Annotated in this window: 20 protein-coding genes, 1 tRNA gene and 1 pseudogene; 8 read left to right on the top strand and 14 right to left on the bottom strand. The window is 64.3% G+C overall.

The genetic code is table 11. The annotated features are described in order from the left end of the window. Positions 1-543 precede the first annotated feature (543 nt). The 7 genes from ychF to AAGA68_02185 all read right to left on the bottom strand — a co-directional run bounded on the left by ychF (position 544) and on the right by AAGA68_02185 (position 6,811). A complete protein-coding gene (gene ychF / locus AAGA68_02215; GenBank protein MEM9383847.1) occupies positions 544-1,635 on the bottom strand; it encodes a redox-regulated ATPase YchF in 1,092 nt (363 codons plus the stop codon). Beyond that, positions 1,635-2,297 carry an aminoacyl-tRNA hydrolase gene (pth, locus tag AAGA68_02210; GenBank protein MEM9383846.1) on the bottom strand — a complete coding sequence of 221 codons (663 nt, stop codon included), beginning with the start codon at positions 2,295-2,297 and terminating at the stop codon, positions 1,635-1,637. The genes ychF and pth overlap by 1 nt, the downstream gene beginning before the upstream one ends. A gap of 129 nt (positions 2,298-2,426) precedes the next feature. After that, positions 2,427-3,071 carry a 50S ribosomal protein L25/general stress protein Ctc gene (locus AAGA68_02205; protein ID MEM9383845.1) on the bottom strand — a complete coding sequence of 215 codons (645 nt, stop codon included), beginning with the start codon at positions 3,069-3,071 and terminating at the stop codon, positions 2,427-2,429. Between the two features lie 85 nt (positions 3,072-3,156). Further along, entirely contained in the window at positions 3,157-4,131 is a 975-nt protein-coding gene (locus AAGA68_02200; GenBank protein ID MEM9383844.1) for a ribose-phosphate diphosphokinase, read from the bottom strand. Positions 4,132-4,172: 41 nt separating this feature from the next. Further along, positions 4,173-4,247, bottom strand: a tRNA-Gln gene (locus AAGA68_02195). A gap of 177 nt (positions 4,248-4,424) precedes the next feature. Then, positions 4,425-5,234 (bottom strand): lipoprotein insertase outer membrane protein LolB, encoded by an 810-nt coding sequence (gene lolB / locus AAGA68_02190; GenBank protein MEM9383843.1) that lies wholly within the window; start codon positions 5,232-5,234, stop codon positions 4,425-4,427. Next, positions 5,162-6,811 (bottom strand): tetratricopeptide repeat protein, encoded by a 1,650-nt coding sequence (locus AAGA68_02185; GenBank protein ID MEM9383842.1) that lies wholly within the window; start codon positions 6,809-6,811, stop codon positions 5,162-5,164. Before AAGA68_02185 ends, lolB begins: the two co-directional genes overlap by 73 nt. Positions 6,812-7,019: 208 nt before the next feature. Between AAGA68_02185 and hemA the strand changes: the two genes are divergently transcribed. The 5 genes from hemA to AAGA68_02160 are packed head-to-tail and all read left to right on the top strand — an operon-like array spanning position 7,020 to position 13,072. Continuing rightward, positions 7,020-8,276 carry a glutamyl-tRNA reductase gene (gene hemA, locus AAGA68_02180; GenBank protein MEM9383841.1) on the top strand — a complete coding sequence of 419 codons (1,257 nt, stop codon included), beginning with the start codon at positions 7,020-7,022 and terminating at the stop codon, positions 8,274-8,276. Positions 8,277-8,327: 51 nt separating this feature from the next. Further along, positions 8,328-9,419 (top strand): peptide chain release factor 1, encoded by a 1,092-nt coding sequence (gene prfA / locus AAGA68_02175; protein ID MEM9383840.1) that lies wholly within the window; start codon positions 8,328-8,330, stop codon positions 9,417-9,419. Between the two features lies 1 nt (position 9,420). Next, positions 9,421-10,458, top strand: a complete 1,038-nt coding sequence (locus tag AAGA68_02170; GenBank protein MEM9383839.1) for a cysteine synthase A — start codon at positions 9,421-9,423, stop codon at positions 10,456-10,458. Between the two features lie 38 nt (positions 10,459-10,496). Next, the gene (locus AAGA68_02165) at positions 10,497-10,859 is read left to right on the top strand and encodes a hypothetical protein (GenBank protein MEM9383838.1); all 363 of its coding nucleotides are present in this window, start codon (positions 10,497-10,499) and stop codon (positions 10,857-10,859) included. Next, positions 10,856-13,072: a S9 family peptidase gene (locus AAGA68_02160; GenBank protein MEM9383837.1), complete on the top strand. Its 2,217-nt coding sequence runs from the start codon at positions 10,856-10,858 to the stop codon at positions 13,070-13,072. The genes AAGA68_02165 and AAGA68_02160 overlap by 4 nt, the downstream gene beginning before the upstream one ends. 9 nt (positions 13,073-13,081) lie before the next feature. Here AAGA68_02160 and AAGA68_02155 read toward each other — a convergent pair whose 3' ends face one another. The 3 genes from AAGA68_02155 to AAGA68_02145 form a co-directional block, all read right to left on the bottom strand. Next, a complete protein-coding gene (locus AAGA68_02155) occupies positions 13,082-13,510 on the bottom strand; it encodes a BLUF domain-containing protein (protein MEM9383836.1) in 429 nt (142 codons plus the stop codon). A gap of 8 nt (positions 13,511-13,518) precedes the next feature. Continuing rightward, entirely contained in the window at positions 13,519-15,138 is a 1,620-nt protein-coding gene (locus AAGA68_02150) for a bifunctional diguanylate cyclase/phosphodiesterase (GenBank protein MEM9383835.1), read from the bottom strand. A 135-nt stretch (positions 15,139-15,273) separates the two neighbouring features. Then, positions 15,274-16,644, bottom strand: a complete 1,371-nt coding sequence (locus tag AAGA68_02145) for an MATE family efflux transporter (GenBank protein MEM9383834.1) — start codon at positions 16,642-16,644, stop codon at positions 15,274-15,276. Between the two features lie 325 nt (positions 16,645-16,969). Here AAGA68_02145 and AAGA68_02140 point away from each other — a divergent pair, with 325 nt between their 5' ends. Continuing rightward, entirely contained in the window at positions 16,970-17,965 is a 996-nt protein-coding gene (locus tag AAGA68_02140; GenBank protein ID MEM9383833.1) for an NAD(P)H-quinone oxidoreductase, read from the top strand. Positions 17,966-17,982: 17 nt separating this feature from the next. Here AAGA68_02140 and AAGA68_02135 read toward each other — a convergent pair whose 3' ends face one another. Both AAGA68_02135 and AAGA68_02130 read right to left on the bottom strand, forming a co-directional pair. After that, on the bottom strand, positions 17,983-19,155 hold the full coding sequence (locus tag AAGA68_02135; GenBank protein ID MEM9383832.1) for a cystathionine gamma-synthase: 1,173 nt from the start codon (positions 19,153-19,155) through the stop codon (positions 17,983-17,985). A gap of 115 nt (positions 19,156-19,270) precedes the next feature. After that, a pseudogene (locus AAGA68_02130) lies at positions 19,271-20,626 on the bottom strand (pyridoxal-phosphate dependent enzyme). Positions 20,627-20,749: 123 nt separating this feature from the next. On the opposite strand from AAGA68_02130, the gene prmC reads away from it, so the two are divergent. Together prmC and moeB are read left to right on the top strand one after the other, a co-directional pair. After that, on the top strand, positions 20,750-21,631 hold the full coding sequence (gene prmC / locus AAGA68_02125; GenBank protein ID MEM9383831.1) for a peptide chain release factor N(5)-glutamine methyltransferase: 882 nt from the start codon (positions 20,750-20,752) through the stop codon (positions 21,629-21,631). 11 nt (positions 21,632-21,642) lie between these two features. Next, positions 21,643-22,398 carry a molybdopterin-synthase adenylyltransferase MoeB gene (gene moeB / locus AAGA68_02120; protein MEM9383830.1) on the top strand — a complete coding sequence of 252 codons (756 nt, stop codon included), beginning with the start codon at positions 21,643-21,645 and terminating at the stop codon, positions 22,396-22,398. A 9-nt stretch (positions 22,399-22,407) separates the two neighbouring features. Here moeB and AAGA68_02115 read toward each other — a convergent pair whose 3' ends face one another. After that, entirely contained in the window at positions 22,408-22,878 is a 471-nt protein-coding gene (locus tag AAGA68_02115) for a hypothetical protein (GenBank protein MEM9383829.1), read from the bottom strand. Positions 22,879-22,986: 108 nt separating this feature from the next. Further along, positions 22,987-26,736 carry a methionine synthase gene (gene metH / locus AAGA68_02110; protein MEM9383828.1) on the bottom strand — a complete coding sequence of 1,250 codons (3,750 nt, stop codon included), beginning with the start codon at positions 26,734-26,736 and terminating at the stop codon, positions 22,987-22,989. Between the last annotated feature and the right edge of the window lie 61 nt (positions 26,737-26,797).

The raw sequence follows: 26,797 nt of genomic DNA, 5'->3' as shown, positions 1-26,797 counted from the left end.
TCGCTTATCTCGCTCACTTTTATGGCGCTGCAACGCAGCAATCAGCGATGTTCACATCCTGTGGATTACTCGTCACGCCACCCATTTGGGACACATTTCCCGGTGTCGCCCAAACCCACCACCCGCGCTGCCCGCTGGGGATAAGCGTGCCAAAAAGTGCCAACTGAGTCACAAAACCAGGTGACCGCCTGAGAAATCGTAGGGTTATCCACCGGCAAGGGCTTCAGGTAGCGCGACAACTGATTGGCTAGCAAACTAACGCTACTCGCTGTGGACAACTTGTTTCTTGGCAGTCTCGACGCAAGGCCGCAGCGAAGTACCTGGAAGGGTCGGCCGCCCTTACAGGCGACGCTACGCCGACATGCGAAAAATCGATCGCATTTACTACTGAGGCGAACACGGCATGTCGGAGAAGTCGCCGGTACGCCCTTACCTCAGGCACGCTGCCATTAATGCCGTAGAGCCTGCACTCTCGTGGTCGCGCCCGCGCCTGGGAACAAGGCCCCGTTCCACTTGGATCATCTACAAGCTCGCCGAACGCCGCTAGACGTTGAAGCGGAAGTGGATGACATCGCCTTCGGCCATCAGGTAGTCCTTGCCCTCTAAGCGCCAGCGACCAGCTTCCTTGGCGCCGCTCTCACCGTTGTGCTCAACGAAGTCTTCGTAGGCGACGACTTCCGCTCGGATAAAGCCGCGTTCGAAATCCGTGTGGATCTCGCCGGCGGCTTGTGGCGCGGTAGCACCAGCTCGTACGGTCCAGGCACGCACTTCCTTCTCGCCTGCAGTAAAGAAAGTCTGTAGGCCGAGCAGGCGGTAGGCGCCGCGGATAACGCGATCCAGGCCAGGCTCCTCCAGCCCCATCTCAATGAGGAACTCCGACTTGTCCTCATCATCGAGAAGGGCGATCTCTGCCTCCATCGCCGCACACACGACGACCACTTGGGCACCTTCCTCTTCGGCGAGCACGCGCAGCGCGTTCAGGTGGGGATTCTGCTCAAACCCGTCGTCGTTGACGTTTGCCACGTACAGCACGGGCTTTACCGTCAGCAAGTGAAGCTCACGCAGCGTCGCCAGCTCCTCCGCTTCCAACCCCAGGGAACGCACCGGCTTGCCCTCATCGAGGTGGGCTTGAACGCGAGCGAGAAGGTCTCGCTGCACGACCGCGGACTTATCGCCCGTGTTCGCTTGGCGCCGTACCTTGTCGTGAGCCTTATCTACAGTCGCCAGGTCCGCCAGGGCGAGTTCGGTGTTGATCACCTCCACGTCACCCACTGGATCCACGCGCCCGGCTACGTGCATCACGTCATCGTTCTCAAAGCACCGCACGACATGGGCGATCGCATGAGTCTCGCGGATGTTCGCGAGGAACTTGTTTCCCAACCCCTCACCGCGAGATGCGCCCTCCACCAAACCGGCGATATCGACGAACTCGACGGTGGTAGGAATCGTCTTCTGGGGACTCACAATATCCGTTAGCTTCCCTAAGCGCGGATCGGGCACGGACACCACCCCCACGTTCGGGTCGATGGTGCAGAAGGCGTAGTTCTCGGCCGGGATCTCCGCAGAGGTAAGGGCGTTGAACAGGGTCGACTTACCGACATTGGGCAGGCCAACGATGCCGCATCGAATAGCCATCAGGATTCTTCCTTCTTGTCATTAGACGCAACGCCCTGCTGCCTTAGGGTCGCGGTGTGTTCACCTGGGGGTTCATCAGGGGCGTTGGCACGCGTATGCAGCTGATTCATCGCCTTCTGCTCTCCCTCTCGCAACAGCAACTCTACGGCGCTCAGCGACTCACGTAGCGCATCGTCGATTCGCTCTGCCTCCTTCTTACCGGGCGCCTTGAGCACGAATCCGACCACCTGCTCTCGGCTGCCGGGATGACCAATCCCCACCCGAAGACGCATAAACTGCTTGCCGATGTGAGCGATGAGGTCGCGCAGGCCGTTGTGACCACCGTGGCCGCCGCCTCGCTTGAAGCGCGCTGTGCCCGGCGGTAGATCGAGCTCATCATGCACCACCAGTACCTCCTCGGCCTCGATCTTGTAGAAGTCGATCACCGCACGCACGGACTGACCACTGCGGTTCATGAATGTGGTCGGCTTGAGCAGACGCACGTTGCGGGTCGCTATTGAGGCTTGGCAGATATCACCCAGGAACTTGCGCTCGCTGGCAAAGCTGCCGGCGCTGCCGGCGCTGGCGAGGGCATCGACGAGCCAGAAGCCCGCATTGTGGCGATCGGCCTCGTGCTTGGGCCCCGGGTTGCCGAGGCCAACGATCAGTTTGATGTTACTCATGGTCGCTTCGTATCGCGGACCGCTTTCGGGCCTACGCATCCCACTACTGCCGGTCTGAAAAGAGAGCGGCCGGGCCACCTTACGGTCACCCGGCCGCCGGGATAATCCCTTGAGAACGCGCGAGCAGCCTTAGCCTTCGCTGCTCTCCTCGCCGCCACCCTCGGCGCTACCAGCATCGTCATCCGTGTCCGCCTTGGCCGCACGCGGCTTAGAGACACTGACCACCGTGAGGTCGTTGCTGTGGTTGGCGAGCTCGATGCTCTCGACACCTTCCGGGAAGGTCAGGTCCGAGAGGTGCAAGTTGCCGTCGATCTCCAGCGCCGAGCAGTCCACCACGATGAACTCAGGCAAGTTCGCGGGCAGACACGAGATCTCGATCTCGTTCAGGGTGTGCTGGAACACACCGCCTTCACGCTTGCCGGGAGACTTGTCCTCGCCCTCAAAGTGCAGCGGCACCAGCATGCGGATGGCTTCGTCCTCCATCACCCGCTGGAAGTCCACGTGCATGATCAGCATCTTGTGCGGATGTCGCTGCACATCCTTCAAAATGCACGGCTGGGACTTCTCACCGACGGTGATCGTCAACACCTGCGAGTAGAAGGCCTCATTGTCGAGCTGATGCAGCAGCCGATCGTGATCGAGGCTCAGGGCACGAGGGTCTCGGTGACCACCGTACAGCACGGCGGGCACCTTACCGGAACGACGCAGGCGGCGGCTCGCACCTTTCCCCAGGTCCTCCCGGAAGTCTGCTCTCACTTCAAAATCCACGCTCATGGTTATCTCCAAGGTTGAAGCGTGATACACAGCGCACGGTGACCCGCGACCTGGTCACCGCACGCACCAAAGCTTTTCAGTAGGCTCAGTCGACGTAGAGGGAGCTCACGGACTCCTCATCGGAAATCCGTCGCATGGACTCACCCAAAAGCCCCGCCACGCTGAGCTGACGGATGCGCGGGCAGGCCCGCGCGTGCTCGTCGAGGGGGATGGTATCGGTCACCACTAGCTCGTCGAGTTCGGAGTTGGCGATGCGCTCCACGGCGGGGCCGGACAGCACTGGGTGCGTCACGTATGCCACGACGGCTGCGGCGCCGCTGTCCTTTAGCTTGGCCGCACCCTGGCAGAGCGTGCCGGCCGTATCGATGAGGTCATCGACAAGCACACAGGACTTGCCCTCCACCTCACCGATGATGTTCATCACCTGCGCCTCGTTGGCGCGCGGGCGCCGCTTGTCGATGATGGCGAGATCCGCATCGTCCAGGCGCTTGGCCAAGGCCCGCGCGCGCACCACGCCGCCCACGTCCGGCGACACCACCACGATATCCTGCATCTTCTGCTTCCACATGTCGCCGAGGAGCACCGGCGAGGCGTACACGTTATCCACGGGAATGTCGAAGAAGCCTTGAATCTGGTCGGCGTGCAAGTCGATGGTTAGCACCCGATCGATGCCTGCGGTGGTGATCATGTTCGCCACCAGCTTCGCGGTGATCGCCACGCGCTGGGCGCGGGGGCGACGATCCTGACGCGCGTAGCCAAAGTACGGCACCACCGCCGTGATGCGCTCCGCCGAGGCGCGCCGGCAGGCGTCGGCCATCACGAGGAGCTCCATCAGGTTGTTGTTGGTGGGCGGGCAGGTCGATTGGACGATGAAGGCGTCGCGACCGCGCACATTCTCCATGATCTCCACCGCCACTTCGCCATCGCTGAAATGGCCGACGGAGCACTTGCTCAGCGGCAAGCCGAGGTAGCGCGCGATGCTGGCGGCGAGCTCCGGCGTGGCATTACCGGCGAACACCGACATGGCCCGTTCGGACTGGGGTTCCTTAAGCGGCAGCACGGTGTTGATCTCGACAGCCTTTGAGCGACGGAAAGGAAAGATGGCTGGGGCGGTAGGATTCGAACCTACGCATGGCGGGACCAAAACCCGCTGCCTTACCACTTGGCTACGCCCCAAAAATCGGTCCTCGGACCCTACCCCGGCGAGCGTCTATGGTCGATCGCGGAGCCGGCGGCAGAACCCGGGAAACCCGCGATTTTCCGAGGGTTGGCGAGGGGTGTCAACGCGGGGGCGGCGCATCCGTGCGGCAGGTCTTGGCCGAGCCCCTGGTGCGCACGGGCAAACGCGGTGCCCTAGAGGGCCGTCGCGGCTGCCACGGGCTCCAGATTCCAGCGATCCACCGCTAGCCTGATACGCACACCGCGCCCGGTGATGCGCAGCTTGGTCGGCAGATAGCTGTCGTCAATGCGCTGAAATCCTTCATATTCTACTGTCCAGCCGTCCTGGCTGAGGCGGCTCGGTGTGCCGCGCCCGTCGAGCAACTCTTGGTACTCGCCGGGGCCGGGAAGCCCAAGCATCCAGTAGCGCAGGCTGTGGACGGGTAAGGACCAGCCAAAGGCCCGCTCGAACTCCGGGCCGGGATCCTCAGCGATGAACGAATCCCCCGACGACATCTCCACCTCGACAATCTCATCATCGCCGCTGACGCGGAACCCGCCGAGGCCGAGGGGAGCCCGAAAGCGCAGATTCAGGTCTTCGTCGACCTGCTCCCAGAAGATGGAGCCGCTGAAACTGTCGGCTTTCGTGGAAAGGGCTACCCTGCCCTGTAACGACCACGAGTCGAGGTCGCGCAACCGCTCCAGTTGCTCGTATCTGGCCATGTTCGGCGTTACCCCCGGTGGCAATGAAGGGGTCGTCGCGCACCCATGCAATCCCCCGGTGGTGGCGACGACCCACGCACCGAGTGATAGCAGCAATCGGCGGCGAGGGGAATGCGGCGTTCGGCAACGACGACAAGGGTTGCGAACGACCGCCAGTGCGCAACGAACGGGCACGAAATCGCAAGGCTCGTCCCCTTGTGGCGCGCCCGTCACTCGGCGAAGCGCGCCATGACGGCGCTCAAATCTTGATCGCCCGGGAAGCTCTTGAGGGCGGCCTGCCATACGGACCGCGCCTCTTGGCGCCGCCCGGCGATCCACAGCACCTCACCCAGATGTGCGGCGATCTCCGGATCGGGCAGCAGCGCATAGGCGCGCTGTAGATGCGCGATGGCTCTGCCCAAACGGCCGCGGCGGTACTCGATCCAGCCCAAGCTATCGATGATCGCGGCATTGTCCGGTTCCAGGCTGATCGCCTTCTGGATGTGCCGCCAGGCCTCGCGGTAGCGGTCGGTTCGATCGGCCAAGGTGTAGCCGAGCGCATTCAGGGCGTTCGCGTCTTCGGGATAGTCGTCGACAAGCGCCTCTAGGGCCACGATCGCCTCGCCCGCACGGTCAAGTTCCAGGAGCAAGAACGCACGTTCGTAGCGAAAGCCCTGCTCGTCTGGCCAACGCACAATGGCGTCATCGTAGGTGGCGAGCGCCTGCTCCGCCCGACCGGCCCGGCGCATGACGGCAGCGCTGGCCTCCGCTGCGTCAACCGCATGGCGCGGCTCGGTTTGGGCAAGGGCGTCGAGGCCTTCGAGCGCTTCGTCCACTCGGCCTTGCTCACCGAGTATCGCGGCGACGCGTATCTGGGCGGGCAGCAGGTACTCCCCGCCGCTCACCTGACGATAGAAACGCAAGGCGCCAGTACGATTGCCGGCCAGATCCTCCGTGCGCCCCAGAAAGTAGAGCGCGGCCGTCTGCTGCCCGGTGCCCAGAAGTCGGCGGAAGTAGGACCTGGCGTCGTCGTAGCGGCCCTGGCGCTGGGCCAACAGGCCGGCCTGGCGCGAGGCGGCGGACATGGTCGGGTACTCCTCGACCAGGTCGGCGAGCATGTCGCGCGCCTTGCCCTCGCGGCCGGCGGAGATCAGCAGCATCGCGTGACGCAAGCGGTAGTCGGGCCCTGCGTCCGCGAGCTCGGCGGCGGCGGAAGCGACGTCCAAGGCCTCGTCGATCTCCCGTAACTCGAGCAGTACGGTGGCCAGCAGCGTGTGCGCCCGCAGCCACTGAGGATCCAGACGGACGGCCTCGCGAGCCGGGGCAAGTGCCCGCTCTGCACGGTTGGCGCGCAGGTAGAGCGTCGCCAAGCTCACCTGCGCCTCGGGCATCTGCGGGTAGCGACTAGCAATCTCGTCCATGAGCGGCAGGGCAGTGCCCCAGGCGCCCTCGGCGTTGAGCAGCGCCGCCGCCATCGTGATGCCGTCGCCGAGCCAACCTTCGCGCTCGGCGTCGGCGAGCAGGCGATCGAGCAGGGACCGCGCTTGTGCCCGGTTACCGCGGCGGACCTCCATGGCCGTGAGCATGCTGCGCGCGCCGGTGGCCTGCGGGGCGAGGGCGTACCAGCGCCGCGCGCTGGCGTGAGCGTCCTCCCACAAGCCGTGATCGAAGGCGACACGGGCGGCGCGCTCGGCGGTCTGGGGATCTTCGCTCAGCTCGGCGGCTTTTCGATATTCCGACGCACTCACGCCCCATTCGCCGCGAGACAGGGCAATCTCTCCCATCAGCACGTGGTAACTGGCCTCACCACTGGCGCTGACGAAGGGGAGCTGGCCGTCGTAGGGCACCTCCGCCTCACCTCGATCCGAGGACTGCTGCATTGCGCAACCCATAGGCATTAGGAAGGCGGCGAGTACCCAAAGCGGGCGCCGCGTCAACAGGGAGGGGAGCCTGTGGGTGTCGTCACGCATGGACGGGCGACATGACAAAAGCACCTGACAGCGGCTGAGACATCTTGTGTTGACAGCCAGAACCTCGGAAAATCCCAAAGTAGGTCATCGTCGGCATTTTGGGCCGGATAGCAATCGCATGTCGCTTTTCGTTCTCGGGTTGAACCACCACACCGCGCCCCTCGCCGTGCGCGAGCGCGTGAGCTTCGACCCCGCTGGGATTCCGGACGCGCTGCGCTCGCTGGTCAGCTTGCCCGACGTGCAGGAGGGGATGATCGTCTCCACCTGTAATCGTACAGAACTCTACGTGGTTGGCGCGGACGACGGCAGTACCCAGGCCAACGATTGGCTGCGCGAGACACGCGCGCTCGGCGGCGAGGCCGATAAGTCGCTGTTCACCAAGGAACAGGGAGACGCGATCCGCCATGCCTTCCGGGTCGCATGCGGCCTAGACTCCATGGTCCTGGGCGAGCCGCAGATCCTCGGCCAAGTGAAGGACGCGTACCGCCTCGCCGGCGAACACGGTGCGGTCGGGCCGGTCTTGAATCGCCTGTTTCAGCAGGCCTTCTCCGTGGCCAAGCAAGTTCGCAGCGACACCGGCATCGGCGCCTCGGCAGTTTCCGTGGCGTCCGCCTCCGTAAGCCTTGCGAGCAGCATCTTCTCGGACTTCTCGCGCCAGACCTCACTGTTCGTGGGCGCTGGGCAGACCATCGAGCTGGCGGCGCGTCACCTGCGCAGCCGCGGCCTGCGGCGCATGATCTTCGCCAATCGCAGCGCGGATCGAGCCCGCCGCCTGGCGGACTCACTCTCCGCCTTCGCCGTTCCCCTGTCGGACATCGGCGAGCACCTGGCAGAAGCCGACATGGTGATTTGCTCCACGGCCAGCCCAGAGCCGATCCTTGATGCGCCGCTGGTGCAACGGGCCCTCAAGGCGCGCAAGCGTAAGCCCATTTTCATCGTCGATCTCGCCGTGCCGCGCGATGTCGCCCCCGAGGTGGGTGAACTACCAGACATCTACCTGTACACGGTGGACGATCTTGAAGAGGTGGTCCGAGACAACATGCGCCTGCGGGAACAAGCGGCGCGGGCGGCGGTCAAGATTGTGGACAACGAGGTCACCCGCTTCGAGCGCAACCTAAAGCTCCTCGATGCAGTGCCTGTGATCCGAGAAGTGCGCCACCAGGCTGAAGTGGTGAGCGCGGATGTGCAGGAGCATGCCAGTCGCATGCTGGCCGCCGGTCGTGACGCGGACGAGGTGCTGGCGTGGGTCACCACCACGCTCACCAACAAGCTGCTGCACGCGCCGACCACCCGCATGCGCGTGGCGGGCGAAGACGGTGACGAGACCCTCCTCGCCACCTCGCGTGAGCTGTTCGGCGTCACCAAGCCGCAGTAGCTCAGCCGCCTACCGGCGGCTACCCAATCTATTCACTCAAACCAAGGGCCTATGCAGCAGGGCATCCTCAATCAGTTAGAAGCATTATGTGAACGCTTTGAAGAGGTGGGCGCCCTGTTGGGCGAGGCGGAAGTGATCGCCGACCAACCCCGCTTCCAAAAGCTCATGCGCGAACACGGCAAGCTGGAGCCGGTGACGCGTGATTTCTCGTCTTGGCGCGAGGCACAGGATGCGATGACCTCGGCACAGGAGCTCGCCAAAGACTCTGACCCAGAGATGCGCGAGCTCGCCAACGAGGAGATCGCCCAGGCGAAGGACGACATCGAGCGACTCGAGCTCGCCCTGCGCACGCACCTGCTGCCGAGCGACCCAAACGATGACAAGAACATCTTCCTCGAAATCCGCGCGGGCACTGGCGGCGATGAGGCCGCGATCTTCGCTGGCGACCTCTTCCGCATGTATCAGCGCTACGCGGAAAAGCACCGCTTCAGTGTGGAGATACTCAGCGAGGCGCCGGGCGAGCACGGCGGCTACAGGGAGATCATTACCCGCGTGGAAGGTCAGGGTGCGTTTTCGAAGCTGAAGTTCGAATCCGGCACCCACCGCGTACAGCGCGTGCCTGCCACGGAGACGCAGGGGCGCATCCACACCTCTGCCTGTACCGTAGCGATCCTACCCGAGGCGGACGACCTCGGCGAGATCACGATCAGCTCGGACGAGCTTCGCATTGACACCTACCGCGCCTCAGGCGCCGGCGGCCAGCACGTCAACAAGACGGACTCAGCCGTGCGCATCACCCACCTGCCGACGGGTACCGTCGTCGAGTGTCAGGACGAACGTTCCCAACACAAGAACAAGGCTCGGGCCATGAGCCTGCTACAGGCTCGCCTGCAGGATGCGGAGCAGGAAAAGCGAACCAGCGCTATAGCGCAAGACCGGCGGCTACAGGTGGGCTCCGGCGACCGTTCCGAGCGAATCCGCACGTACAACTACCCCCAGGGCCGCGTCACCGACCATCGCATCAACCTGACCCTTTACCGCTTAGAAGAAGTCGTCGGCGGTGCGCTCGATCTCGTGGTGGAGCCCCTCGTCAGTCAACATCAGGCAGACCTCATGGCAAGGTTAGCCAAGGAATCTAACTAACATGGCACGCGCACCCTATCGCGACGTCTGCGAGGCGATCGGCAACACTCCGCTGATCCGCCTGCAGCGCGCTAGCGAGCTCACCGGCTGCCAGATCTACGGCAAGGCCGAGTGGATGAACCCCGGCGCTTCAGTGAAGGATCGCGCCGCACTGGGCATCGTGCGCGACGCCGAAGCGCGCGGCATGCTCGAGGCGGGCGGCACCATCGTCGAGGGCACAGCAGGCAACACGGGCATCGGCCTCGCGGTGGTGGCCAACGCCCTCGGCTATCGGGTTCGCATAGTCATGCCAAACACGCAGAGCGTGGAGAAGGTGCAGACCCTTCAAGCCTACGGAGCGGAAGTGAAGTTAATCCCCGCTGTCCCATTCAAAGACCCGAACCACTTCGTGCACGTGTCCAAGCGAGAAGCCGAGACGCTGGCGCAGAGCGACCCGCGCGGCGCCTTCTGGGCAAACCAGTTCGACAACACGGCGAACCGCGAGATGCACGCCGCGACTACAGGCCCCGAGATCTTCGATCAGACCGCCGGCACTGTGGACGGATTCATATGCGCCGCAGGCACCGGCGGCACCCTCGGCGGCGTGGCCATGGCCCTGCGTGCTCGCAACCCGAAGGTGAAGATCGGCCTCGCCGACCCGACCGGCTCCGCGCTGTTCAACCACTACCGCCATGGCGAACTGAAGGTGGAGGGTAGCTCCATTAGCGAGGGCATCGGAAACAGCCGCATCACCGCCAACCTCGAGGACGTGAGGGTGGACGTGGCCTACCGCATCGGGGATGAGGAGTCCGTTCCTCTGGTGTTCGACCTGATGCGCGAGGAGGGGTTGCTGCTCGGCTCGTCCAGCGGCGTGAACGTGGCCGGCGCCATTCGCCTCGGCCAGGCCTTGGGACCTGGCAAGACGATCGTGACCATTCTGTGCGATACGGGGCTGCGCTACATGAAGCGTTTGTACAATCCCGACTGGCTACGGGACCGCGGCTTTGCCGTGCCCGACTGGCTCTTGCGACAGGCCGAGACCATCACGCCCTCCGCGTAAGCCAAGACCTCGAATCACTCACCGCCGAGAATGCCCCCATGCCGCGCCTTACCACCGCCCCTGAGGCCACGTTGGCATCACGCCTGTTCGCCATCGATTCCCTAAGCCTACTGCTCAGCGCCGTGGCCATGTTCGGGCGTCTGACAGGTGAGACAACCCAAGGATCACAGCCGCTGCGCTCAGGGGCTGGTGCCGACGTGCTGCTCGTGCGCAGCGACATGAGCACCCTCATCATCGACGGCGCGAGAATGACCCACCGCGGCCTCGCTCCCGCCGAGAACTACCACGGCGTGCGCTCCGCCGCGCTGCTCAGTCTCACGGTTCACGCGCCCGCACCGAGCCGTACGAGCGGGTTGCGTTGGAACAACCGCACCCGTTCACTTCTCGCGCGCGAGCGATGACAGGCGCCGCACGAGCCGCCCTTTGGTGGCTAGTGCTCGGCGCCACCGTCCACGACGCCGCCATAACCGAATCCGCGCCAACGCTCCAGGAGACCACCGCCCCGATGTCCCATGACGCGAAGCCGACGCCCAAGCCACCGATCGCGCCTGCACAGCCCTACGAGCTGTTTGCTCACGGGGAGACGCGCGTCGATCCCTACTACTGGCTGCGCGACGACGCGCGGTCCAACCCTCAAGTGCTCGACTACCTGCGTGCTGAAAACGCCTACACCGAGGCTAGCCTGGCACCCCACGCGGCCCTGCGCGAGGCGCTCTACCAGGATCTGTTCTCCCGCTTGAAGCCCGATGATGCCACCGTCCCCGTTTTCGACTCAGGCTACTGGTACTACGCTCGCTACGAAGCGGGCAGGGAGTACGCCGTCCACGCGCGCCGCAAGGGGACCCTGGAGGCGCGAGAGGAGATCCTGCTCGATGAAAACGTGGAAGCGGCCAGCCATGAATTCTATGAGGTAGGCGCCATTGCCGTCAGCGATAATGGCCGCCTCCTAGCGTACACCCAGGACACGCGCGCCCGCGGCGAGTACGACCTGCACGTGCGCGAGATCGCCACCGGAAAATCGGTGCTCGTGCCGCGCATTGAGCAACTAGAAGCGGACCTGGCGTGGGCGGCGGACAACCAAACCCTGTTCTTCGTGCGCCGAGAGGAGGAGACCCTACGCCCCCATCGGGTTTTCAGGATTCGCCTAGACCAGCCTGTTACACCACCCGCTCTGGTGTACGAGGAGCCCGATAGCACCTTTTATCTCACGATCGGGCGCACGCGCGACGAGCGCTACCTGCAGATTGACCTCACGAGCACCCTGACCACCGAGGTACGTCTGCTCGACGCCCATACCCCCGACGGCACGCCCGTTCCCTTGTTGCCGCGCCAAGCCGGCCATGAATACGTCGTGGAGACCGCGGGCGATGCCGTGTACCTGCTCTCCAACGGGGACGCCCCCAACTTCCGCTTGTATCGCACGGACGTAGTGAACGCCGATAAGCGCCAGAACTGGGAGCTGCTGGTCCCAGAGCGCGAGGAGGTCTTGCTGACCGACTTCGCCGTATTCGACCACGCCGTCGTGCTAGGGGAGACCGAGTCCGGTATCGGTCGCCTGCGGGTACTGCCACGCGGCGAGGACGATGTACCTCGCCTCGACACCGGATACCTCATCGCCGCTAGCGAACCCGCCTACGTGGCGAGCATCGACGACAACCCAGATCCATCGAGCTCCTCCTTGCGCTACAGCTACTCCTCCCTCGCAACACCTGAGACGATCTTCGAACTCGATTTACTGAGCGGCGAGAGGCGCGTGCTCAAGCAAGACTACGCGGGCCCCACCTTCGATCGCGAGCGCTACGCGGTGGAGCGCTTCACGGTCACCGCACGCGACGACGCTCAGGTACCGGTCACGCTCCTACGCCGTCGCGACATGGAGCCCGACGGCAGCCAGCCCCTGTACCTCACCGGTTACGGCGCCTACGGCATCGATTCGGAGCCTGACTTCGCCCTGCGCATGCTGCCTTTGGTCGACCGTGGCTTCGTCTTTGCCATCGCCCACATCCGCGGCGGTCAGGAGCTGGGGCGCGCGTGGTACGAACATGGCCGAATGCAGCACAAACTGAACACCTTCACCGACTTTATCGACGTCGCGCAGGCGCTGGTCGAGCAGGGCTGGTCGGCGCCAGACGGGCTCGTCGGCAGCGGGCGAAGCGCCGGCGGGTTGCTGATAGGGGCGGTGGCCAACATGGCGCCCAAGCGCTTTCGCGCGCTTATCGCCGGCGTGCCGTTCGTTGATGTACTCACGACCATGTTGGATGAGTCGATCCCGCTCACCACCTTCGAGTACGACGAGTGGGGGAACCCGAACGAACCGGGGGATTACGCGTACATGCGCCAGTACTCGCCCTACGATCGCGTGAGCGATCAGGCGTACCCCGCGATGCTGGTGACCTCCGGCCTGCAGGATCCGGCGGTGCAGTACTGGGAGCCGGCCAAATGGGTGGCCCGCCTACGGACGACGAAGACGGACACGCATCCACTGCTGCTGTACACGGACATGGAGGCCGGTCACCGAGGGTCTGCGGCGCGCTATCAGCGCCTACGCGACTACGCCCTCGAGTACGCGTTTCTGATCGGCGTCGTGGGCCTTGGTTCGCCCGCCCCGAAATGAATGAGTAGCCTAGGCAACCTGCAGATGCGCTTGCAGCAACGAAACTAGATCGAGGCCGTCCAGCTCTTCGAGCTTCAGGCGCGATTCCTGCGTCAAACGATCGAAGGACTCCAGCGCCTCGCTGTCGTGTCCTTCGTACGCCATGGTCCACTCGCCAAAGTCACGGCGCGGTACCGACCGAAAGCGTAGCACCGTGGTCTGCTCGTGGCGCTCATCGCATTGGATCCGCTCGTAGGCGTCTTGCACCACGTCCTGCCCGCCCTCGAGCACCTGGGCGAAGTAGCGCCGGTTGCAAAGGAGTGCGCCAGTGATCTCGTCGCGTTGGTTGTTCTCGCGTGAGGCCTTGAGGATCGCGTCGATCTGCGCGCGGTACTCCTTCTCATCGCCTTCGATGACGCAGCGACTCACGTACACGAGCTGATAGATGTCTGTCGCCATGGGGACTCCTATGGTGTATCGAGTGGGGACAATTCGTGTTCGCGCAAGTAGGCGCCCAAGTCCTCGTGATTCAGTGGCGCGCCGAATAGCCACCCCTGCCCTTCACGACAGCCAATGGCGATGAGGGCGTCGCACTGCGCTTGCGTCTCAATGCCCGATGCCAAGGTGCTGATCCCCAAGCTATCGCCCAATGCCAGCACGCACTTCACGAGGTTTCGCGCGCGTGGATCATCCTGCTGGCCGCGCACGAAGGAACGCGCGATCTTGATCCGACTGAAGGGAAAGCGGTTGAGGTAGTTCAGGGAGGAGTAACCCGTACCGAACTCATCCAAGGTCACGGACACTCCGAGCGCCTTGGCCGCACTCAGGCGCTCGAGGATCAGGGGGAAGTTGGACATCAACACCCCCTCGGTGACCTCCAACTCCAGGCGCGCGGGCGCGAGCTTGGCAGCGTCCAGGGCCGCTCGGACCGTGTCGATGAAGCGCGGGTCTATGATCTGCCCGGCGGAAACATTGACCGCCACCGACAGCTCGTTCGGCCACTCGCTTGCGTGGGCACAGGCATGGCGCAACACCCACTCACCGATAGGACGAATCTCGCCGATTTCCTCCGCCATCGGCACGAAGTGTTCCGGAGTCAACTCACCGCGATGGGGGTGATCCCAACGCAGCAAGGCCTCGACGCCGCATACATGTCGATCCGTCGTGTCCACCTGGGGTTGGTAGTAGAGTCGGAGTTGCCCCAACATCAAGGCCTGGCGCAGCTGCGCCTCCATCTCGCGCCGGTCATTGGCCTGCGCCTCGAGCGCCTCCTCGAAACACCAGTACCTGTTTCGACCGTTCGCTTTGGCTGCGTAGAGGGCAAGGTCTGCGTGGCGGTACAGCTCTTCCCGGGAGGTGTCCCCTGCGCGCAGGGACGCAACGCCGACGCTTGCGCCTACGTGTACGGTCTGCGAATCAACCAGAAACGGCCCGCCGAGGAGCTTGATGATCCGCTCGGCAATCCTGACCGCCGTCGCGACGCCGCCCTCGCCTACGCAGTGGAAGATCGCGAACTCATCACCGCCTAGCCGCACGATTGGGTCATCGTTGCGAATCGCCTTGAGGAGGCGCTTGGCGGCGAGCTTGAGGAGCTGATCCCCGGCGTCGTGGCCAAGCGTATCGTTGATCGCCTTGAAACGATCCAGATCTAGCAGCAGGAGCGTGTCGTAGCGCTCGCTCTTCAAGAGACGTTCGAAGCGAGCACGACTGCCAAGCCCAGTCAGGGGGTCTCGATCGGCGCCCGGCTCGGTCGCATCTTCGCGCCAAGCGAAGAGCAATCGATGACCGTCTCGCAGGGCTTCGAGGTAGAGCTCCACCGGCGACTGGCCAGGCACCGAGACGGAAGTGCGCTTAGCTTGCGTCGCCTCGACGTCGCGCAGCCACTCGGCGAGGAAGGTCGCTTGCGCGAGAAGGTCGTCCAAGGCCGCGTTGCTGTGAACCACCGCACCGGCCTCATCCACCACCCCTAGGGGTGTGCTCGCCGTAGAGACTAGCTCCCACAGGTGGAGGGCCTGCGGGGGAACGCCCTGGGCGTCGGCAGAGGGGGAGGACGAGGGTCGTTGAGCTGTGGGCGTGGGCGAGGTCACAGGCATCCCGGGCGGCACTGCGCGGAGGTCACGGTCTGACCCGTGAGTGTCCGGTACACCTGACAATCACCACAGCGTCCACTTCACAGTTCTCCGCAGCTTCCGATGGGACATCCCATCGCCGGACAACTGGGTTCACACTTTCGCGTCGGTCGCTACGGCACGCGCCAGGACCGCGCCCGGAAAGGCCACGGCCATAGTGATTGCGCGGGCAAGCATGAATAAGGAAAAGGCAGCCCACAGCCCGTGATTGCCCCAATCGGCGAGCAGCCACAGCGCGGGCAAGTAGACGACGAAGGTGGAAAGCACCATGGCGTTTCGCATCTCACGAGCGGCGGTGGCGCCGATGAAAGCGCCGTCGAAAATGAAGCTCCACAGGCTGATCAGGGGTGACACCACGAGCCAAGGTAGGTAGCGCCGCACGCCCTCGCGCACGGCGCTTTGGTCGGTCAGCATATCGGCCAGTGCGCCACCTCCCAAGGCGAGCACGAGCGCGCCGCACGCGGCCACGGCGACCGCGCATTCAAAGCCGTAGCGCACGGCGTGCTCGACCGCGAGCTGTCGCCGAGCGCCGAGCCCTCGGCCGACCAATGCCTCCACCGCCTGAGCGAAGCCATCTAAGCCGTAGGAAATCACGTGCTGGAAGGTCAGCAGGACCGCATTGACGGCCAGGATCGTCTCGCCCAGGCGTGCTCCGCGCCCGGTCAGCGCGAGAAACGCCAGTTGAAGGGCCAAGGTCCGCACCAGCAGGTTGCCGTTCAATGCGAACAGACGCGATAAGCCCCGCCAAGCAATGGCCGCGCTGAAGGTGCTTCGCGACCATTGCTGGAGATGCCGTGCAGGGTAATCCAATAGGGCACCGCGCGCCGCCATGACCGCCGTGAGCATGCCGAGCAACTCGGCCAGAACGGTAGCCGCGGCAACGCCACGAATTCCTGAGCCAAGGCCATATACGAACAGCAGGTCGAGCAAGATGTTGGCAAGGTTGATGGTCAAGGTAACCGCTAGCACGGCGCGCGTGCGCGCCAGCCCCACCAGCCACCCCACGAGCACGAAGTTGACCAACACTAGCGGCGCACTCCAGACCCGTACATCGAAGTAGGCGCGCGCTGCTTGCCCGACCGCCGCGGTCACGCCGAGCAACGACATGGCCAGTTCGCGCATTGGATGCTGCAGCAGCAGCAGCAGCGTGGCACACACAAGCGCGACCAATACGCCCTGCATCAAGGTGACTCGCAGAGTGTCGCCCTCGCCCGCTCCCGCGGCCTGGGACACCAACCCGGTCGTCGCCATGCGCAGGAAGTTCAGACCAAAGAAGAGCAGGCTGAACACGCTGGCGCCTACGGCGACGGCGCCCAAGTAGTGCACTTCCCCCATGTGCCCAACGACCGCTGTGTCCACCATGCCGAGCAGCGGCACGGAGAGGTTCGAGAGGATCAGCGGCGTGGCGATTCGCAAGACCTCGCCACGCGTCGGCGTGGCAGCGGCGGCGGATGCAGGCATCATGACGGGCACACTAGCTTGGATGATTCATCAGTCTTCGTCGCAAGGGTGGCGAGACGCAGGAGAGCACGGGATGGCGCGCAGGCGTACTCCGCCATGCGGCGAGCGCCATAACTGAACGCGCCGTGTGTTTCCTTTGTATCGCCGGTCGCTGCAGAAGACTCATGAATAGTCCAGGCTAGGGATCCTAGGCGGACGCGCTGCGCATGCGAAGCATCACGTACGATCGTGATATCCGCACGGGCAGAGCAAGACGAGCCAAGGATAGGGCGAGGCACTAAAAGCTCGCCAGCACCACGTTCGGGGGAGCTTCAGCCGGGAGACCAGTATGCGCGCCGTGGCCATCCAAGACATGGGGCCGAATAGCCGACTCGTATTCGTCGACCGGCCCGACCCGGCGCCGGCCCACGATGAGCTGCTCGTGCGCGTAGTGGCTACGGCCGCCAACCGCGCGGATCTCATGCAACGCACTGGCCACTACCCTGCACCGCCAGGCGAAAGCGAGATCTTGGGCTTGGAGATGGCGGGCGAGGTCGTGGCTACGGGCAAGGCGTGTCAGCGATTCGACGTTGGCGATGTCGTGTGCAGCCTGCTTGCGGGCGGCGGCTTTGCACAGTACGTCATCATTCCCGAGGTGCTCGCGATGGCGGTGCCGGCGGGCCTCGACACCATCGAGGCGGCGGCCCTTCCGGAAGTCTTCATGACCGCCTGGCAAACCCTTGTCTGGCAGGCGCAACTGCAGGCCGGAGAAACCGCCCTAGTGCACGCGGGCGCGAGCGGTGTGGGCACCGCCGCCATCCAAATCGCCAAGAACTTGCTAGAGGCCCGGGTGCTGGTCACCGCGAGCACGAGCAAGCATGAGCTATGCTTATCCCTAGGTGCTTGCGCAGCCATCGATTACCGAGCGGAGTCTTTCGCTGAGCGAGTAGGCGAACTCAGCGGCGGGCGCGGGGCCAACGTGATCGTCGACTTCATGGGCGCGTCCTATCTCGATGCCAACATTCGCGCAGCCGCCCAGGACGGGCGTATCGTCACCTTGGCGCTCATGGGGGGCGCGGCGGCCGAACGGGTCAACCTGGGCCTGTTCTTTCGCAAGCGGCTTAAGCTTCAGGCATCCACCCTTCGCAACCGCCCGTTGGAGCACAAGACTCAGCTGGCCCGAGACTTCGAGACGCACCTAACTCCAGCATTTGCTGAAAGACGCCTAAGACCTGTGATAGATCGCATCCTCCCCTGGACCAAGGTGGAAGAGGCTCACGACCTTCTCGCCCGCAACGAGACACGCGGCAAGGTGGTGTTAGTGGTGGACCCAGACGGTGCCTAGTGGGATCGAGGCCGCGATCAGCCGTCGAGGGCCTGCTCCAGATCAGCCATTAGATCTTCCACACCCTCTATGCCGACGGACAAGCGCACCAGGTCATCGCCGATACCGAGCACGGCGCGCCGCTGGGCAGGCACGGAAGCATGGGTCATGATGGCAGGGTGGTTGGCCAAACTCTCCACGCCACCCAAACTCTCCGCCAGGGTGAATACGCCGAGCCGCTCAAGCATCCGTTTGGCCCCATCAAGGCCGCCCGCCACGCGCAGGCTGATCATGCCGCCAAAGCCATCCATCTGGCGCTGCGCCAGCTGAAACTGCGGATGACCTTCCAAACCGGGATAGAACACCTGCAGCACCTGAGGATGCCGGCACAGCCAGTCCGCCAGCTTGGCCGCGTTCTCGTTGTGGGCGCGCATGCGCACGGCGAGAGTCTTCACGCCGCGCAGGGCTAGAAAGCTATCGAAGGGGCTGGCTACGGCGCCGACGGCGAATTGCAGGAAGCCGAGCTGTTCGCCGAGCTCTTGTTCGCGGGTCACGGCCACGCCCCCAATGATGTCCGAGTGGCCGTTGAGATACTTGGTGGTCGAGTGCATCACTATGTCGAAGCCGAGCTCCAGGGGACGCTGGATCAGCGGCGTCGCAAAGGTGTTGTCGGCCACGGCGATCAAGTCGTGATCTCCCGCCAGTGCACCGAGCGCGGCTAGATCTGTGAGCCGCATCATCGGGTTGCTCGGTGTCTCCACCCAGAGCATGCGCGTCTCCGGTGTGATCGCCGCGCGCACGGCATCGACATCGCCAGTGTCGACGAAGGTGACCTGCAGGCCAGCGCTGTTCGCCCGCACGCGATCGAACAGGCGGTAGGTGCCTCCGTAGAGATCATCGCTGGCCACCAGGTGACTGCCAGCAGGGAGCAGTTCGAGGATGGTCGCGATCGCCGCGAGCCCGGACGCGAAGGCACAGCCGCGCACACCGCTCTCGAGGTCCGCGATACAACGCTCCCACGCCATGCGCGTGGGGTTTTCCGAACGTGAGTACTCGTAGCCCTTGTGCACGCCGGGGCTTTCCTGAGCGTAGGTGGAACTCAGGGAGATCGGCGGCATGACGGCACCGGTCACAGGGTCCGGGTGCTGGCCGGCGTGGATGACTCGGGTCGCCAGGTGCTGGTCGGCGCCGTGGGAAGACTGATCGCTCATGAAGTTCCTCGATTATCGAATCTGTTCAGTCGCCGGCACCGGACGGTGAAAGGAGCGCGGCAGCCGCGGCGTCAGCGTCGACATTGGGCGCGAGCTCCGTGCCCTCCGGCATGTTCATCTGCTTGCGCATGTAGTTGAGCATATCGGCACGGGTGATCAGGCCTAGGAACTGGTCGTGGTCGGTGACCGCCACGTAGGGCACCCCCGTGAGCAGAGAGACCGTATTGTTCATGGAGAAGTCCTTCTCCACCTTGGCGAAAGCCGTGCGCATCGCGCTGCGCACCGGGTGTCGCAAGCGCCCGGGGTGGCCAAAGACATAGCGCATGATGTCCTCTTCCGTGAGTACGCCGACCAGCGTGGCGTCCTCGATCACCGGAAGCTGGGAGAAGCCGGCGTTGCGCAAGCGGTTGTGAGCCGTGGTGAGCACATCGTCTGGGCCCACGGTCACCGTGGCACGCTGACCGTGGGGGCGACCGATAAGGTCGCGCAGGTCGCCGTGGGTCTGGCGTTCGATGAAGCCCTGATCCTCCATCCAAAAGTCGTTGTACAGCTTGGAGAGGTATTTATTGCCCGTGTCGCAGGCGAAAGCGACCACGCGCTTCGGTTCGGTCTGCTCCCGACAGTACTTCAAGGCCGCGGCGAGCAGCGTACCCGAAGACGACCCTGCGAGCAGGCCCTCCTCGCGCAGCAGCTGGCGCGCGGCAGCGAAGGACTCATCGTCGCTGATGCTGTAGGCGCTGCCGATGCCGCTCAGATCGGCGATGTCAGGAATGAAGTCCTCGCCGATCCCCTCCACCAGCCAGGAGCCCTTCTCGCCGATCTCGCCGGTGGCGATGTAGTCCGCGAGGATCGAGCCGCGCGGGTCGGCCAGCACCATCTTCACGTGTGGCGCCACGCGCTTGAAAAAGCGGGTCATGCCGCTGATCGTGCCGGAGGTGCCAACGCCGACCACCACCGCGTCGAGATCATGCGCCATCTGCTCCCAAATCTCCGGCGCTGTGTGTTCCTCGTGGGCGGTCGGATTGTCCGGGTTAGCAAATTGATTGATGTAGTAGGCGCCGTGTTCCTCGGCGTAGGACTTGGCCAGGTCTTGGTAGTACTCCGGGTGGCCGCGCCCCACATCGGAGCGGGTGAGGAGTATCTCCGCGCCCATGGCGCGCAAGTTGAATATCTTCTCCTGGCTCATCTTGTCCGGGATCACCAGCACCAGACGGTAGCCGCGCTGGGAAGCGGCGAGCGCCAGGCCGATCCCCGTGTTGCCGGCGGTGGCCTCCACGATCGTATCGCCGGGCTTGATATCACCGCGCGCTTCGGCAGCGTCGATCATCGCAACCCCGATGCGATCCTTGATCGACCCGCCCGGATTGAGCAGCTCAAGCTTCAGAAACAGCTGGCACGGTCCCGTGTCTAGGCGCTGAACTTCGAGCAGCGGCGTGTTGCCGACCATCTCGAGCACGTTGGAGTAGATCATCTGCGTCTCGGCCTCCTGCGATCTCGGCGGAATTCTAATCCTAATCGCACCGCATCAAGGGAGCCCGCGATCACGAAGCGCTCGCCTGACCGCCAGAGCCGCGATTCGGCTACCATCGCGTCCATGACTGGCCAGGAGTTGTCGATCGCTCAGGTGCTCAGCCACGCCCGCGAGCGCGGCCTCGCCCCCCTCGATGCAGAAGTGCTCGTGGCGCGAGCGCTCGGCCGCCCGCGGAGCTGGCTCAGGGCCTGGGCCGAGCATCCGTGCACGCGGGCGGAGTTTGACGCGTGCGACGCCCTCATCAGCCGCCGCGCCGAGGGTGAACCGATCGCCTACATTCTCGGCGAACGGGAGTTTTGGTCCCTGCCCCTGCGCGTGGACGAGCGCACGCTGATCCCGCGCCCCGATACGGAGACCCTCGTGCAGCGTGCGCTGAGCTTGCGCGATGCGATCGACCGCTGGGCCGTGCCCGCCGCCCGCGTCCTCGACCTGGGTACGGGCAGCGGCGCGATCGCCCTGGCGCTCGCCAGCGAGTCCCCCCACTGGCAGCTCACGGCGACCGACATCAATCACGACACCCTACGCCTAGCCCGGGTCAACGCCGAGCGTCTCGGACTCAGTTTGCGATTGCGCCACGGCCACTGGTGGCAGGCGCTTGAGTCCGATGAGCGATTCCAACTCATCGCCTCCAATCCCCCCTATCTGACGCGGGACGATCCACACCTGCGCGAGGGGGACCTGCGCTTCGAGCCGCGCGTCGCTCTGATCAGCGGGGAGGACGGGCTGGATGCCATGCGAGAGATCGTTCGCGGCGCCCGCTCCCACCTGCGTGAAGGGGGCTGGTTGATCGTCGAACATGGCTATCAGCAGGGCCCAGTCGTGCGCGAACTGTTCACGGCCGCCGGCTACGCAGAGATCGACACGGGGTTGGACTTGAGCGGTCACGAACGCGTCACCCAAGGCCGTAGCCCGGGCCTGCGCCCGCCGCCGGGGCTACAGCAGTGACGAGCCCCACCTTGAGCGACGCCGAACGCCTGCGCTTCGCCCGACACATAGCCCTGTCCCAGGTGGGCGAGGCCGGGCAGGGGAGGATTGGCGCGGGGCGCGCGTTGATCGTGGGTCTGGGCGGGCTTGGCTCACCGGCCAGCCTCTACCTCGCGGCGGCCGGCCTCGGGGCCCTGTGGTTGAACGACTTCGACCGCGTGGACGCGACGAACCTGCAGCGTCAGGTGCTCTACAGGACCCGCAATGTGGGCGAGCGGAAGGCGGCGGCCGCGGCTAGCGCCCTGCGTGATGTCAACGATCAGGTGACACTGCATCCACTCGACAGGCGATTGGACGAAGAGGGCCTGAGGGACGCTGTCGCCGCGGTCGACGTGGTACTGGATGGCAGCGACAACTTCGCCACCCGCTTCGCCGTGAACGCCGCCTGCGCCGAGGTCGGTACACCCCTCATTTCCGGCGCAGCCATCCGCTTCGAAGGGCAGCTGGCGGTGTTCAGGCACGACCGTCGTCGCCTGCATGGTGAGGAGACACCTTGCTACCGCTGCCTGTTCGCCGAGAGCGATGAGGCGAGCGAGAACTGTCAGGGCAACGGCGTGTTTGCCCCCCTGGTTGGCACCGTAGGGGCAATGATGGCAACGGAGGCGCTTAAGCTTATTCTAGGATTAGGTGAAGACAGCGCCGGGCGATTGATGACCTACGACGCCCTGACTATGCAGTGGCGTTCTTTGCGCTTCGCACGCGACCCCGCGTGCCCGGTGTGCGCCTGACGGGAAGGCTCAGTGCAGGTCGGCCAGGCCCGGGTTGGCATACATTGCCGGAGCACGCCCGCTGCGCAGTAGTCCTCGGTCAGGGGTGCCCAAGCGCGTGAGCGGTAGGCCCGCCGAGGCCATGACTTCACGCAGCCGACTCAGGTACTCAGGGATCTCCTCACCGGTGCTTTCCACTACGCTGGCAGCGTCCCGATCGCCCGTCAGGGCGGCCGCGAAGGTGACCTCATCGCGCGTGAGCTGCCCCGCTGAGGGATTGGCGACCACCAACTGACGCGGCGTTTGCTGGGCGACGGCCACCACCAGATCCTTGAGGCTCTCCAGGGCGCTGGCCGCGCCCGCGATCTCGAAGCTGCGCGGCACACACCAGGGGGTTCCCTTGTCGCGGATGGCGGCGCCCACCAGGTGGCGTGCCGCCCAGAGAATTAGCTGAGCGCCCGTGCTCAGCTCACTCATTCGCGTAACGGGGATGGCGGTCATCGGCACTCCGTCGTTCAGTGGCGTCTATCGTTCCCGTGTCACGATAGTCTACCCCAAAGCTAAACGCAAATGAGAGTCATTCCCATTAATGCACGCCGCCTGCACGGCTCAGGCAGCTGACTCGCGGGCGGACTCGGCGGTCTCCTGCCGCGGGTCGTAACCAAGATTGGGAGCCAGCCAGCGCTCGGCTTCCTCCACGCTCATACCCTTGCGCACGGCGTAGTCCTCCACCTGATCGCGAGCGATCGTGCCGAGCACGAAGTACTGAGACTGGGGATGGGAGTAGTACATACCGCTTACAGATGAGGCTGGATACATCGCCAGGGACTCGGTCAGGCGAATTCCCGTGCGCGCCTCCACGTCGAGCCAGCGCCACAGGGTCTGTTTCTCGGTGTGATCGGGACACGCGGGGTAGCCGGGGGCTGGGCGGATCCCCTGGTAGCGCTCGTCGATGAGCTCATCGTTGCTGAGTGACTCCTCGGGCTGATAGCCCCAAAATTCCTTGCGCACTCTCTCGTGCATGGCCTCAGCGAAGGCTTCGGCGAAACGATCTGCGAGGGCTTTGAGCATAATCGCGCTGTAGTCATCGTGGGCCGCCTCGAAGCGCTCCACGTGTTCCTCGATCCCGATGCCGGCGGTCACGGCGAAGCCGCCCACCCAGTCGATGACACCGCTCTCGCGCGGCGCCACGAAGTCCGAGAGGCACAGGTGCGAGTGGCCATCGGGCTTGGTCTTCTGCTGGCGAAGGTTGCGCAAGGTCTGCAGCACTTCTCTGCGCGACTCGTCCGCATAGATCTCTACGTCATCCTGATTGACCGTGTTGGCGGGGAAGAACCCAACTACTGCCTTAGCTTGCAGCCAGCGCTCGTCCACCATCTGCTTCAGCATTGCTTTCGCATCGACGTAGAGCTTGGTCGCCTCCTCGCCGACCACCGGATCCTCCAGGAGCTGGGGGAACTTACCGGCCAGCTGCCAGGCGTTGAAGAACGGCTTCCAATCGAAGTACGGCATCAGCTCCTCGAGCGAATAATCCTCGAAGGTGTGAATGCCCGACTTCAGGGGGCGGGGCGGGGTGTAGCTAGACCAGTCCGGCTGCAGGCGGTTGGCGCGGGCCTCTTCGAGCGTCAGGCTCGGCGTCTTGCGATGGCGACCGGCGTGCTGCTTTCGACGCTTCTCGTAGTCCGAGCTCACCTTCTGCATGAAGGTGACGCGGGAGTCCTCGCCCACCAGGGCTTGGGCCACGCCCACGGCGCGCGAGGCGTCCTTCACGTACACCACAGGGCCTTCGTACTGCGGATCGATCTTCACGGCCGTGTGCGCTGGTGAGGTGGTCGCGCCACCGATCAACAACGGGATATCCATACCCAGGCGCTGCATCTCTGATCCCACGTGCACCATCTCGTCCAGGGACGGGGTGATAAGACCGGACAATCCGATGATGTCGACGTTCTCCTCGCGGGCCCTATCGAGGATCTTCTCCGCTGGAACCATCACACCCATGTCGAGCACGTCGAAGTTGTTGCATTGGAGCACGACGCCGACGATGTTCTTGCCGATGTCATGCACGTCGCCCTTCACCGTGGCGAGCAGGATCTTGCCGTTCGACTTACGGGCACCACCGCCACTCTCCTCTTGCTCCTTCTCGATGAACGGCACGAGATGGGCCACAGCCTTCTTCATTACGCGAGCCGATTTCACTACCTGGGGCAAGAACATCTTGCCGGCACCGAAGAGATCGCCGACCACGTTCATACCGTCCATCAGCGGCCCCTCGATCACGTGCAGGGGACGCTCCGCGCCCTGGCGAGCCTCCTCCGTGTCCTCGATCACGAACTCGTCGATGCCCTTGACAAGGGCATGCTCCAGGCGCTTCTCCACCGGCAGCTCGCGCCATGCCTTGTTATCGACCTTCTTCGCTGCCGACCCGTCGCCCTTGTACTTGGCGGCGATGTCCAGGAGACGCTCCGTGGCGTCGTCGCGACGGTTGAGGATTACGTCCTCCACGTGCTCGCGAAGCTCGTCGGGAATGTCGTCGTAAATCGCCAGCTGGCCAGCGTTGACGATGGCCATGTCCATGCCCGCGCGGATCGCATGGTAGAGGAACACGCTATGCATCGCCTCGCGCACGGGGTTGTTGCCGCGGAAGGAGAAGGACACGTTGGAGAGGCCGCCGCTCACTGCCGCATGAGGGAGGTTCTCCTTGATCAGGCGCGTGGCCTCGATGAAGTCTACGCCGTAGTTGTTGTGCTCCTCGATACCCGTCGCTACCGCGAAGATGTTCGGGTCGAAGATGATGTCCTCGGGCGGAAAATCGAGCTCCTGCGTGAGCAGCTCATAGGAGCGTTTGCAGATCTCGTGCTTGCGCTCGATCGTGTCTGCCTGACCCTTTTCATCGAAAGCCATGACCACCACGGCTGCGCCGTAGTCGCGCACCATGCGCGCCTGTTCGAGGAAGGGCTCGATGCCTTCCTTCATGCTGATGGAGTTGACGATGGCCTTGCCCTGGGTGCACTTAAGGCCCGCCTCGATCACGCTCCATTTGGAGGAATCGATCATCACCGGCACGCGAGCGATATCCGGCTCGCCAGCGATCAGGTTCATGAACCGCTCCATTGCAGCCTCGGAGTCGAGCATGCCCTCGTCCATGTTGATATCGATCACCTGGGCTCCGCTCTCCACCTGCTGGCGAGCCACGTCGAGGGCGGCGTTGTAGTCGTCGGCCTCGATCAGCTTACGGAACTTTGCCGAACCGGTGACGTTGGTGCGCTCCCCCACGTTGAGGAACAGGCTGTCTGCACCAATGTTCAGCGGCTCGAGGCCACTAAGGCGCATCTTGCGCGGCACGTCGGGGATCTGCCGACGGGGCATATCACGCACGGTCTCAGCGATGGCGCGAATGTGATCGGGCGTCGTGCCGCAGCAGCCGCCGACCACATTGAGGAACCCTGACTGCGCGAACTCGCGAATGATCGCCGCCATCTCCTGCGGCGTTTGATCGTACTCACCGAACTCGTTGGGTAAACCCGCGTTCGGGTGCGCGCTCACGTTCGTGTCAGCGATGTTCGAGAGCTCTTCCAGGTAGGGGCGTAGCTCCTCGGCACCCAGCGCACAGTTGAGGCCGATGAGCAGCGGGTTGGAGTGGCGTACGGAGTTCCAGAAGGCCTCGCCGGTCTGGCCAGAGAGCGTGCGACCGGAGGCGTCCGTAATCGTGCCCGAGATGAAGATCGGTAGCTCGATACCGAGCTCGGTGTACACGCGACGGATACCGAATAGGGCTGCCTTGGCATTCAAGGTGTCGAAGATCGTCTCAACCAGCATCATATCTGCGCCGCCCTCGATAAGCGCGCGTGCACCGTCGGCATAGGTGTCGGCGAGCTGGTCGAAGGTGATGTTGCGCTTCCCCGGATCGTTGACGTCCGGCGATAGGGATGCGGTTCGGTTGGTCGGGCCGAGAACGCCAGCGACGAAGCGCTGATGGCCCGTCTCAGCGGTCACCTCGTCAGCCACCTCGCGCGCCAGGCGTGCGCCGGCGAGGTTCACCTCGCGCACGTAATCCTGCATGTCGTAGTCCGCGAGCGCAGGGTGGTTAGCCGAGAAGGTGTTGGTCTCAACGATATCCGCCCCTGCCTCGAGGTAAGCGCGGTGGATCTCCTTCACAATCTGCGGCTGGGTCAGCACCAACATGTCGTTGTTGCCTTTCACATCGAGGTGCCAGTCCTTGAACTGCTCACCGCGGTAGGCGGCCTCATCCAGCTTGTAGCGCTGAATCATGGTCCCCATGGCGCCATCGAGCACGAGGATGCGTTCCTCGAGAAGGGCGTGCAGGGCGGCGATGCGCGTTTCGGATGCTGAAGCCATGGTGGAGATTCCTAGGGGAGAGTTGGGATGCGTTGGAGACGACGTCGCGCCGGTCGCTCCG

This window comes from Pseudomonadota bacterium (assembly GCA_039193195.1).
In the GTDB taxonomy this organism is placed as follows: Bacteria; Pseudomonadota; Gammaproteobacteria; order Steroidobacterales; family JBCBZW01; genus JBCBZW01.
This window is presented reverse-complemented; position numbering and strand designations above follow the sequence as displayed.

What these genes read in the sequence shown, in the direction of transcription:
- ychF (MEM9383847.1), bottom strand. Translation starts at nt 1,635, where the DNA reads ATGGCTATTCGATGCGGCATCGTTGGCCTGCCCAATGTCGGTAAGTCG.
- pth (MEM9383846.1), bottom strand. Translation starts at nt 2,297, where the DNA reads ATGAGTAACATCAAACTGATCGTTGGCCTCGGCAACCCGGGGCCCAAG.
- AAGA68_02205 (MEM9383845.1), bottom strand. Translation starts at nt 3,071, where the DNA reads ATGAGCGTGGATTTTGAAGTGAGAGCAGACTTCCGGGAGGACCTGGGG.
- lolB (MEM9383843.1), bottom strand. Translation starts at nt 5,234, where the DNA reads ATGGCAGGCCGCCCTCAAGAGCTTCCCGGGCGATCAAGATTTGAGCGC.
- AAGA68_02185 (MEM9383842.1), bottom strand. Translation starts at nt 6,811, where the DNA reads ATGCAGCAGTCCTCGGATCGAGGTGAGGCGGAGGTGCCCTACGACGGC.
- hemA (MEM9383841.1), top strand. Translation starts at nt 7,020, where the DNA reads ATGTCGCTTTTCGTTCTCGGGTTGAACCACCACACCGCGCCCCTCGCC.
- prfA (MEM9383840.1), top strand. Translation starts at nt 8,328, where the DNA reads ATGCAGCAGGGCATCCTCAATCAGTTAGAAGCATTATGTGAACGCTTT.
- AAGA68_02170 (MEM9383839.1), top strand. Translation starts at nt 9,421, where the DNA reads ATGGCACGCGCACCCTATCGCGACGTCTGCGAGGCGATCGGCAACACT.
- AAGA68_02165 (MEM9383838.1), top strand. Translation starts at nt 10,497, where the DNA reads ATGCCGCGCCTTACCACCGCCCCTGAGGCCACGTTGGCATCACGCCTG.
- AAGA68_02160 (MEM9383837.1), top strand. Translation starts at nt 10,856, where the DNA reads ATGACAGGCGCCGCACGAGCCGCCCTTTGGTGGCTAGTGCTCGGCGCC.
- AAGA68_02155 (MEM9383836.1), bottom strand. Translation starts at nt 13,510, where the DNA reads ATGGCGACAGACATCTATCAGCTCGTGTACGTGAGTCGCTGCGTCATC.
- AAGA68_02145 (MEM9383834.1), bottom strand. Translation starts at nt 16,644, where the DNA reads ATGATGCCTGCATCCGCCGCCGCTGCCACGCCGACGCGTGGCGAGGTC.
- AAGA68_02140 (MEM9383833.1), top strand. Translation starts at nt 16,970, where the DNA reads ATGCGCGCCGTGGCCATCCAAGACATGGGGCCGAATAGCCGACTCGTA.
- AAGA68_02135 (MEM9383832.1), bottom strand. Translation starts at nt 19,155, where the DNA reads ATGAGCGATCAGTCTTCCCACGGCGCCGACCAGCACCTGGCGACCCGA.
- prmC (MEM9383831.1), top strand. Translation starts at nt 20,750, where the DNA reads ATGACTGGCCAGGAGTTGTCGATCGCTCAGGTGCTCAGCCACGCCCGC.
- AAGA68_02115 (MEM9383829.1), bottom strand. Translation starts at nt 22,878, where the DNA reads ATGACCGCCATCCCCGTTACGCGAATGAGTGAGCTGAGCACGGGCGCT.
- metH (MEM9383828.1), bottom strand. Translation starts at nt 26,736, where the DNA reads ATGGCTTCAGCATCCGAAACGCGCATCGCCGCCCTGCACGCCCTTCTC.